The organism is Pseudoxanthobacter sp. (assembly GCF_036822375.1).
Taxonomy (GTDB): Bacteria; Pseudomonadota; Alphaproteobacteria; order Rhizobiales; family Segnochrobactraceae; genus Pseudoxanthobacter.
The window spans coordinates 1-8,615 of sequence record NZ_DAISHT010000159.1 but is presented as its reverse complement, the minus strand read 5'-3'; the positions used below and the strand labels follow the sequence as shown (position 1 = coordinate 8,615).

Genomic DNA, 8,615 nt, shown 5'->3' with positions numbered 1-8,615 from the left:
CCGGCGCGCCATATTGCGCCAGCGCCGCGCTGCATCCGGCCAGAATCAGGCCCGCACCGGCGACAAGCGACAGGGCAAGGTCGCCGGACCGGCGCCGGCGCGCGACGGGGAGACAGGAAAAGCGCAGCATCGCTCGGGCGCGGGCTCCTTCGGGGCCGGTGCCGGGGCGGGTGCCGGCGCCGGCAGGATGGATCGGTGCGGCGGGGGGCAGGGCCGGCATTCCGGTCAAGGCGCTTTGCGGCTCCCGCGCCGTCATTTCATGGCCAATAGGCAGCGAGTTCGGCGGCAGTGGGGCGGAAACCGGTCCCGACCGCCGCTGGCTCCCTTACCCGACCGTCAGCTTCACCCGCGCCGGCAGCCGGCCCATCAGCCGGTGCAGCACCGCGCGCGGCAGGGCGATGCATCCGGCGGTCGGTTCGAGGCTGCCACCGGCGCAGTGAAAGAAAATCGCGCTGCCCCGTCCGCGTCCGCGCCGTGTCAGGTTCCAGTCGAGAATGCCGACGATGTCATAAAGGCCGTCCGCCCGCATCACGTTTTCGTGCGAGGCGGCGAATGGCAGGTGGACGAAACGGTTGTAGCAGCCGGATCGCGGGTCATCGCACCAGCCGTCGCCGGGCCGGGCCGCCCGGGTGGGCAGCGCCATGGCCGGGCGTGCGATCCGGTCGGCCCGCCACAGCAGGGCCAGCAGCGCCATGGAGGCGCGCGGCGTGGCGCCGTCGCCCTCGCGTTTGCGGGCCGAAATGCCGCTGCGCCCCAGCGCGCATGGCCACGCCGCCCCGCCGAAACGCAGGATGCCGCGTGCCGGCCCGGGTGCGCCGGCCCGGCGCGGCGCGGCGGAAACGGCGATCACGGCGGGCGCGCGGCGGCGGCGCGACTTCGGCAGATGCGGGCGGCAAAGCCCCGGCACGGGCACTGCGGGCATGGCGGTTCTTTCTCCGGATTGCGGCTTTGCCGGCGCCCGCGCACGCTGTCCGCGCGCCCGCTGTCCGATGGTGTGCGAAGCAGTTGAACCAGACTTCAAAAACTGGTTGTTTGGCAATAGCTGCACCGGCGGTGCGGACCGCGTGTGGCTGTCTGCTGGCCGGAAGCGGCTGCCTTGCACCGGGTCCGCGAGTTTCAGGGCTTCCAGATCTTCAGGCCGGCGGCAGCGACAGGGGGCCCCCGGCGGTTGCGTTGCCGGGGCAGGCCAGGCGAGAGGAATGCCCGCGATATGACGACCCGCACGATCCTGATCGTCGACGATGACCCGGACCTGCGCCAGCTTCTGGCCGAACAGCTGACCCTGACAGACGAATTCGTCGTCCTTCAGGCGGAGACCGCCACCGAGGCCATCGAGTTGTCCCGCACGACGGCGATCGATCTTGTGCTCATGGACGTGGGACTGCCCGATCTCGATGGCCGGGAGGCTGTCCGCGTGCTGCGCCGCGACGGTTTCCGTGCGCCGGTTCTGGTGGTGACGGCGCAGGACGGCGAGGCCGATACCATCCTCGGGTTCGAATCGGGTGCGAACGACTACGTTACCAAGCCGGTGAAGTTCGCCGTGCTGCTGGCCCGCATCCGCGCCCATCTGCGCCAGTTCGAACAGAGCGAGGATGCCACCTTCTCCATCGGCCGCTTCACCTTTCGCCCGGCCTCCAAGATCATGGTGGACGAGCGCGGCGCCAAGGTGCGGCTGACGGAGAAGGAAACCGCGATCCTGAAGTTCCTCTACCGCGCCGGTGAGAAGGCGGTGGGGCGCGACGTGCTGCTGCATGAAGTGTGGGGCTATAATTCCGGCGTGACGACGCACACGCTCGAAACCCATATCTACCGCCTGCGCCAGAAGATCGAGCGCGATCCCTCCGCCGCCGAACTGCTCGTCACCGAGGGCGGCGGCTACAAGCTGCTGCCGCGCTCCGGCCGCGCCGGGGACTGAACACCGCCGCGGCCCGCGGGAGGGCGACATGAGCCTTGCATCCGACATGACCGCCCTCAGCCGCGTGCCGCTGCTGCAGGGCTTTTCCGAGGAGGCGCTGCGGCTGGTGGCCTTCAGTGCCGCCGCGCGGCCGATCGCGGCCACCGAGGTGCTGTTCGTGGAAGGCGATCCGGCCACCGGGGCGTTCGTGGTGGCCTCCGGGCGGGTGCGGCTGAAGCCGATGCACGGCCGCGAGATCAGGGCCGGCGCCGGGGCGCTGCTGACGCTCGGCACCCTTCTGGCCGATATCCCCTATCCCGGCACGGCCACGGTGGAGGAGGCCGGCGAGGTGCTGGCCATCGGCCGCGATGCCTTCCGCCGCGTGCTCACCGAATATCCCGATCTGGCGCGCCTGCTGCACGCCCGGCTGGCCGCCGCCATGGCGGGCCTTGCCCGTGAGGGCAGCGCCATCCGGGCAAAGCTGGAGGCGGCGGGCGACCTCATCACCCGCCCCGGCCCGGCCTGAAGGGGGTCAGGCCGTCAGGGTCATCACCACCGGCACATGGTCGGAAGGCTTCTCCCAGCCGCGCGTTTCGGTGACGATTTCGATCGCGGAGACCTTTGCCGCCACGTCCGGCGTGGTCCAGACATGGTCGAGCCGGCGGCCCTTGTTGCTCGCCGCCCAGTCGCGGGCGCGGTAGCTCCACCAGGTGAACAGCTTTTCCGGCGCCGGATGGCGCGCGCGCACCACGTCCACCCAGCCCTGTTCCTGCGCGGCGATGAGGCGGCCGGTCTCGCCGGGGGTGTGGCTGACCACATCGAGAAGCTGGCGGTGCGACCACACGTCGTCGGGCAGGGGGGCGACGTTGAGATCGCCCACCAGCACCGCCCCGCCCCCGGCCGTGGCGGTGCGCGACCATGTCTCAAGGCCGTCGAGAAACGCGATCTTGGCGGCGAAGCGGGGGTTGACGGCGGGGTCCGGCACATCGCCGCCGGCCGGCACATAGAGATTGTGGAGGGTGATCTGCCCTCCGCCGAACGCAACGCTGGCCCGCTGCTGGCGGGCTTCGTGCGGGGAGCCGATCTGGGCGCTGTCGGCCGCGCTCAGCGGCCGGCGCGAGAGAATGGCAACGCCGTGGTGCCCCTTGCGGCTGTTGAGCGCCATGTGGGGAAAGCCCATGGCGCGCACGGCTGCGGCGGGAAAACTGCCATCCGGGCAGCGGGTTTCCTGCAGGCAGACGACATCGGGATTCTTCAGCGCCACGAAGCGGGCGAGGTGGTCGAGCCGCGAGCGGATGGAGTTGACGTTCCAGGTGGCGAGGACGAGACGGTCGGGCATCGTGGCTCCGATTGGCGCTGTGCGACCGGCGCGCGCGGGGCCGGCCACGGCCCTGCGGCGCTTTGCGCGGTCTTGACAGGGCGACTTTTAGATTGCCACTACTCCACGCTCAAGGCGGCCGGCCCCCTTAATCCTTTGGGATGAGGCGCGGGCAACGACAGACCCATCCGCCAGCCATGGACGGCAGAATGCGCAGCTATCTGGATTTCGAGAAGCCGGTTGCAGATCTTGAAGGCAAGGTTCAGGAACTTCGGGCTCTGGCAGCCAACGGCGAGGCCGTGGACGTGGCCGACGAGATCGCCCGCCTCGAATCCAAGGCCGCACAGGCCCTGCAGGACATCTACGGCAAGCTGACGCCCTGGCAGAAGACGCTGGTCGCCCGCCACCCCGACCGCCCCCATGCGGTCGATTATGTGAACGCGCTCATCACCGAGTTCACGCCGCTGGCCGGCGACCGCTGCTTCGGCGAGGATGAAGCCGTCATCGCCGGCCTCGGCCGTTTCCGCGGCCGCGCGGTCGCCCTGCTGGCGCAGGAGAAGGGCCACGATACCCAGAGCCGCATCCGCCACAATTTCGGCATGGCGCGGCCGGAGGGCTATCGCAAGGCCGTGCGCATCATGGAACTGGCCGACCGTTTCGGCCTGCCGGTGATCACGCTGGTCGATACCGCCGGCGCCTATCCCGGCATCGGCGCCGAAGAGCGCGGGCAGGCGGAAGCCATTGCCCGCTCGACGGAAATGTGCCTCAAGGTCGGTGTGCCCAACGTCTCCGTCATCATCGGCGAGGGCGGTTCGGGCGGGGCCATCGCGCTGGCCACCGCCAACCGCGTGATGATGCTGCAATATGCGATTTACAGCGTCATCTCGCCGGAAGGCGCGGCCTCGATCCTGTGGCGCGATTCGGCCCGCGCGCAGGATGCCGCCACCAACATGAAGATCACCGCCGACGATCTCGCCCGCCTCGGCGTTGTCGACGAGATCATTCCCGAGCCGCTCGGCGGCGCCCACCGCAAGCCGCAGGCGGTGTTCCAGAAGGTGGGCGAGGCGATTGCCCGCGCGCTGGACGAACTCGGCGGCTTCGATGCGGACAACATCCGCCGCATGCGCCGCGAGAAATTCCTGGCGATCGGCCGCACCCTCTGAGGCGTGGCGGCGCGATTCGCGCCGGGTGCGTGTTGCGCGGCGCGTCGCGATCGGGCAACATCGCGCTGCGGGTGTGTGCCGGCTGTCGCCTCATGGGGGCGGCCGTGCGCTCGTGCCGCGCGCGTGCGCATCTCCCGGTGCACGCGCAGGGCGATGCGAGGGCGTTGCGTTTCCTTCCTTCCCCGAAAATGCGCCTGAGGCAGGTCTGCCGGCAGGCCGGGCGGGTTCCGTTTGGCACCGGAACCGGCGCCGGATGGCTGCGGCGGATCGACTCACCGGCTGGTAACCATTGCAGGCCTAGCCTGCGCGGGCATGGTTGCGTCTGGCCGGTTGCCAGAGGCGGATGCGGTTGGGCCTCCGGCCCGTTTCGGAGCGTGTAGCGAACGTGATGTCGGCCGATCTGATGTCCTGCAAGCCCACTGGCGAGCCTCTTTCCGGCGAGCCCCTTTCCGGCGCCCGCGCAGTCCGTGCGCGCAAGGCGTCGTCCGGGCGTGACGGCTCGGTTCTCGGCCGCGCGATGCGCGCGGCTGCCATGGCGACGGCGCTGGTGCTGGCCGGCTGTCAGGCTGACGAGGTCGTGCAGGTCTCGCCCTATACCAAGTCCACCGCCGGCGCTCAGAAGACGCGCGCGCCGGTGAGCCCGGTTCTGTCCGCGCGCATGCAGACCCTCAACATGGACAAGAACGCGCCGATCATGGTGCGGCTGTTCAAGGAGGAGTCGAAGCTGGAGGTCTGGAAGCAGACCCGCGACGGCCGCTATGCCCTGCTTGAAACCTTCGACATCTGCCGCTGGTCGGGCAATCTCGGCCCCAAGGTCACGGAAGGCGACCGGCAGGCGCCGGAAGGCTTCTACATGATCACGCCGGGGCTGATGAACCCCAATTCCAGCTATCATCTGGCATTCAACATCGGCTTTCCCAACGCTTACGACCGCTCTCTCGGCCGGTACGGCACCAACCTGATGGTGCATGGCGCCTGCTCGTCGCGCGGCTGCTATGCCATGACGGACGGCCAGATCGAGCAGATCTACGCTCTGGCGCGCGATTCCTTCGCCGGCGGGCAGAAGGCATTCCAGTTTCAGGCCTATCCCTTCCGCATGACGCCGGAGAACGTCGCCCGGCACTACGACAACCCGAACACGCCGTTCTGGGCGATGCTGAAGGAAGGCTACGACCACTTCGAGGTCACCCGCCAGGTGCCGAAGGTGGATGTGTGCGGCCGCAAATATGTGTTCGATACGAAGGCGGCGAACGGTGCGGCGCTGTCGCCGGCGGCGGCCTGCCCGCAGCTCGTGACCGCGCCGGATCTGGCGATGGCGGTTGCCTCCAAGCAGAAGCGCGACCAGGCCCGCGTGGCGGAGCTCCTGCCGAAGATGCGCTCCGAGCGCGAGCGTGAGGCCGACCGTGCCCGCCGTGTCCTGCTGGCCACGGCCAAGGGCAAGGTGCGCAGCCCCACCGCTTCGGTGCCGCAGCTTGCCAACCGCCGCTCGGTCGACGGTGGCGGCACCGCCGTGATGATCGCGGCCGCCGAAGGCACGTCGCCGCCGGTCTATGCCACCAGCTTCTCCGCGCCTCCCGGCATCGAGGTGGCGCAGGTCATCACGTCCGGCCCGGTTCCGGGCGCTGCCGCCGCCACCCAGCCGGCCGCCACGGTCCAGCCGGCTGTCGCACCGGCGGTTCCCGCCGTTGCGGCTGTCGCCGCCGCCGGCGTTGCAACCGGTGAAGCGGCGCCTGCCGCCCCGGCGCAGCCGGCCGAGGTGCGTCTGGCCGGCAACAATTCCGATGGCGCCATCGTCCGTCCGCGCGTGGCGGAAGCCGGCATTATCGCCCCGGCCCCGGCCGCCGCCGCTGCGACCGAAACCGTCGCCGTCGCCTCTGCCACGCCTGTGTCCGCCTCTCCGGCGGCTCCGGTCGCAGGGCCTGTCGGTGCGGGCCTGCCGGTGCCCCGTCCGGGCACAGAGCTTGTCGCCGCGCCGGCGGTTGCCGAGCCGGTGCGCACGGCATCTGCAGGCGGAACGTCGCTGCTGCGCGGCTGGTTTGACGGCCTGTTCGGCCGCAAGAACGCGGATGCCGTGCCCGCCTCGGCGCCGGAGGCCGCTCCGCCGGCCGCCGCCGATGTGCAGGTGGCGTCCGCCGGCGAGATCGTGCCTTCGCCCGCCGCGCTGCCGGCCGGTCTTTCGGCTGGCGTCCTGCCCGAGCCGCGCCCCCTGCCGGGTGCCGCCGTCCGCCCGGTTCAGGCCGCTGCCGCGCCGGTGGCGAAGGCCGTGACCGCGCCGCCGGTCGCTGCCGTTTCCGCTCCGGCGGTTCAGCCCGCCGTGGCTGCTTCCGCGCCGGTTCCGGCGTCCGTGCCTGCGGCGACCGCGCCGTCGGCGGTGGTCGTGCCGCCGGTCCCGGCCGGTGCTGCCGTGCCCCCGCCCTCGGCGGTTGCGGCATCCGCCGACACTTCCGGCGGACTGCGCTCCACCGCCCAGAGCCCGGCCGCGGATCCGGCGGTGAAGCCGACGGTGGCTGCGGGCGAAAGCGTCGCCGTCACCTCGGCCGCGCCGCGTCCCTCGGTGTCCTCGCCCGCCACGCCGGCGCCGCTGGTGCTCGATTCGGCGCCGAAGCAGGCGGACAACAAGGGCAACAAGTCGGCGTTCGCCCGCGCCTTCGATCTCTTCAACGAATGACGGACCGGGTTTTCCCGGTTCGCCCGCCCGCCCTGCCAGACCCCGCCGTTTGCCAGAAACGGCGGGGTTTGTCGTTCGGGCCATGGAAAGCCGGCCGTGCCCGATGGTTGCCTTGTTTTGCCACACAATGGGCGGTCCCGGCCGAGACGAGGAAATGCCGATGAGCCAGTTGCCGCCTCCCGAACCGACGCTTCCGCCGGCCGCCGCGCGGCCGGCCCGGCCGCGTTACCGGCTGGTCGCCGGCCTCGTCGCCGTCGTCGTGCTGCTGGCCGGCGGCTGGTCGCTCTACTGGTGGCAGGCCGCCGAAACGCTGGAGCGGGCGATCAGCGAGGCGGGCAAGACGCCCGCGGAGGGCGGGCGGGCCGAGCTTGTCTGCCGCGACCGCGTCATCTCCGGCTATCCCTTCCATCTGGTGCTGACCTGCAGCGAGGGCGTCATCGCCGCGCCGGGCCTGCCGCAGATCAGCCTCGGCGCCATCACGGCTTCCGCCCGGCTCGACAACCCGCAGGCGGTGACGGCCGATATCACCGGCCCGCTGGAGGCGGGCGAGGCGGGGGCGCCGCTGCTCAGCGCGGCGTGGCAGCATGGTCGCCTCAGCCTGCATTTCTCCGGCACCGGCCTGCGGCAGGGCGCGATCACCATCGACAAGCCCGGCGTGACGGCGCTCGGCCTGCCGCTCATCACCGCCGATCTGGTGGAACTGGTGGTCGGGCAGGAAGAAGGAGCAGGCGCAAGCACCGCCGCCCTGACGATCACCGGCGGCCACGGCGAGCCTGGCACGCCGCCGCTCGATGTCAGCCTGATCGTTGCGGTGGATGACAATGGCCGCACGCTGGCGGGCCAGGGCCTTCAGGTGCCGCCGCAGGGCCTGCCGCTGAAGCTGACGCGGCTGTCGCTGCGCTCCGGCCCGGCTGCCATCGAGGCTGAGGGCGACCTCAGCCTGCGGCCGGACGGCCTGCTCGACGGCAGCCTCGACGTGCGGCTGGTGGATCCGAAGGCGCTGGCCGGCGTCATCGGCGGTCTGGCACCGGGGCTTCAGGGCCTTGGCGATCCGATCGCGACGGCGGTTGCGATGCTGGGCCAGCCGACGCAGGTGGGCGGTCGCCCGGCGTCCGGGCTGACGGTGGCGCTGCGCGCCAGCCGCGCCTTCATCGGCTTCATCCCGGTCGGGCGGCTGCCGCCCATTCCCGTCGGCCCCTGACGCTCAGGGCGCGGTGGGGCCTTTGCCGCGGCCGAAATCCGGGGCGTTGGTATCCTGCCCGACATCGATGATCGAGCGGCGGATGGCGCGGGTACGGGTGAAGAGGCTGAACAGCGTCTCCCCGTCGCCCCAGCGGATGGCGCGCTGCAGCGCGGCCAGATCCTCGGAAAAGCGCCCGAGGGCCTCCAGCACGGCATCCTTGTTGTTGAGGAAGACGTCGCGCCACATCGTGGGGTCGGAGGCGGCGATGCGGGTAAAGTCGCGGAAGCCGCCGGCCGAGAACTTGATGACCTCGGACTGCGTGACCTTCTCCACATCGGCGGCGGTGCGCACGATGTTGTAGGCGATGAGGTGCGGCAGGTGGCTGGTGA

At 71.1% G+C, this 8,615-nt stretch carries 9 protein-coding genes; 5 read left to right on the top strand and 4 right to left on the bottom strand.

The features are described from left to right. Both V7067_RS13340 and V7067_RS13335 read right to left on the bottom strand, forming a co-directional pair. On the bottom strand, positions 1–256 hold a 256-nt coding region (locus tag V7067_RS13340; RefSeq protein ID WP_334176394.1), incomplete at its 3' end, for a hypothetical protein. A 69-nt stretch (positions 257–325) separates the two neighbouring features. Further along, positions 326–922 carry a L,D-transpeptidase family protein gene (locus V7067_RS13335; RefSeq protein ID WP_334176393.1) on the bottom strand — a complete coding sequence of 199 codons (597 nt, stop codon included), beginning with the start codon at positions 920–922 and terminating at the stop codon, positions 326–328. Between the two features lie 288 nt (positions 923–1,210). Between V7067_RS13335 and V7067_RS13330 the strand changes: the two genes are divergently transcribed. Next, positions 1,211–1,915 carry a response regulator transcription factor gene (locus V7067_RS13330; RefSeq protein WP_334176392.1) on the top strand — a complete coding sequence of 235 codons (705 nt, stop codon included), beginning with the start codon at positions 1,211–1,213 and terminating at the stop codon, positions 1,913–1,915. Between the two features lie 28 nt (positions 1,916–1,943). Further along, positions 1,944–2,420: a Crp/Fnr family transcriptional regulator gene (locus tag V7067_RS13325; RefSeq protein WP_334176391.1), complete on the top strand. Its 477-nt coding sequence runs from the start codon at positions 1,944–1,946 to the stop codon at positions 2,418–2,420. Between the two features lie 6 nt (positions 2,421–2,426). Here the strand turns inward: V7067_RS13325 and V7067_RS13320 are convergent, their stop codons facing one another. Then, positions 2,427–3,233, bottom strand: a complete 807-nt coding sequence (locus V7067_RS13320; protein ID WP_334176390.1) for an exodeoxyribonuclease III — start codon at positions 3,231–3,233, stop codon at positions 2,427–2,429. A gap of 188 nt (positions 3,234–3,421) precedes the next feature. On the opposite strand from V7067_RS13320, the gene V7067_RS13315 reads away from it, so the two are divergent. From V7067_RS13315 to V7067_RS13305, 3 genes are all read left to right on the top strand, one after another. Next, positions 3,422–4,375 (top strand): acetyl-CoA carboxylase carboxyltransferase subunit alpha, encoded by a 954-nt coding sequence (locus V7067_RS13315; protein WP_334176389.1) that lies wholly within the window; start codon positions 3,422–3,424, stop codon positions 4,373–4,375. A 388-nt stretch (positions 4,376–4,763) separates the two neighbouring features. Beyond that, a complete protein-coding gene (locus V7067_RS13310; protein WP_334176395.1) occupies positions 4,764–7,043 on the top strand; it encodes a hypothetical protein in 2,280 nt (759 codons plus the stop codon). 160 nt (positions 7,044–7,203) lie between these two features. Beyond that, entirely contained in the window at positions 7,204–8,244 is a 1,041-nt protein-coding gene (locus tag V7067_RS13305) for a DUF2125 domain-containing protein (protein ID WP_334176388.1), read from the top strand. Positions 8,245–8,247: 3 nt separating this feature from the next. Here the strand turns inward: V7067_RS13305 and V7067_RS13300 are convergent. Then, a partial coding sequence (locus V7067_RS13300) for a prephenate dehydrogenase dimerization domain-containing protein (RefSeq protein WP_334176387.1) occupies positions 8,248–8,615 on the bottom strand: 368 nt, incomplete at its 5' end.

Excerpts from the sequence above, each read along its gene's own strand:
- V7067_RS13335 (WP_334176393.1), bottom strand. The coding sequence starts at position 922 with ATGCCCGCAGTGCCCGTGCCGGGGCTTTGCCGCCCGCATCTGCCGAAG.
- V7067_RS13330 (WP_334176392.1), top strand. The coding sequence starts at position 1,211 with ATGACGACCCGCACGATCCTGATCGTCGACGATGACCCGGACCTGCGC.
- V7067_RS13325 (WP_334176391.1), top strand. The coding sequence starts at position 1,944 with ATGAGCCTTGCATCCGACATGACCGCCCTCAGCCGCGTGCCGCTGCTG.
- V7067_RS13320 (WP_334176390.1), bottom strand. The coding sequence starts at position 3,233 with ATGCCCGACCGTCTCGTCCTCGCCACCTGGAACGTCAACTCCATCCGC.
- V7067_RS13315 (WP_334176389.1), top strand. The coding sequence starts at position 3,422 with ATGCGCAGCTATCTGGATTTCGAGAAGCCGGTTGCAGATCTTGAAGGC.
- V7067_RS13310 (WP_334176395.1), top strand. The coding sequence starts at position 4,764 with ATGTCGGCCGATCTGATGTCCTGCAAGCCCACTGGCGAGCCTCTTTCC.
- V7067_RS13305 (WP_334176388.1), top strand. The coding sequence starts at position 7,204 with ATGAGCCAGTTGCCGCCTCCCGAACCGACGCTTCCGCCGGCCGCCGCG.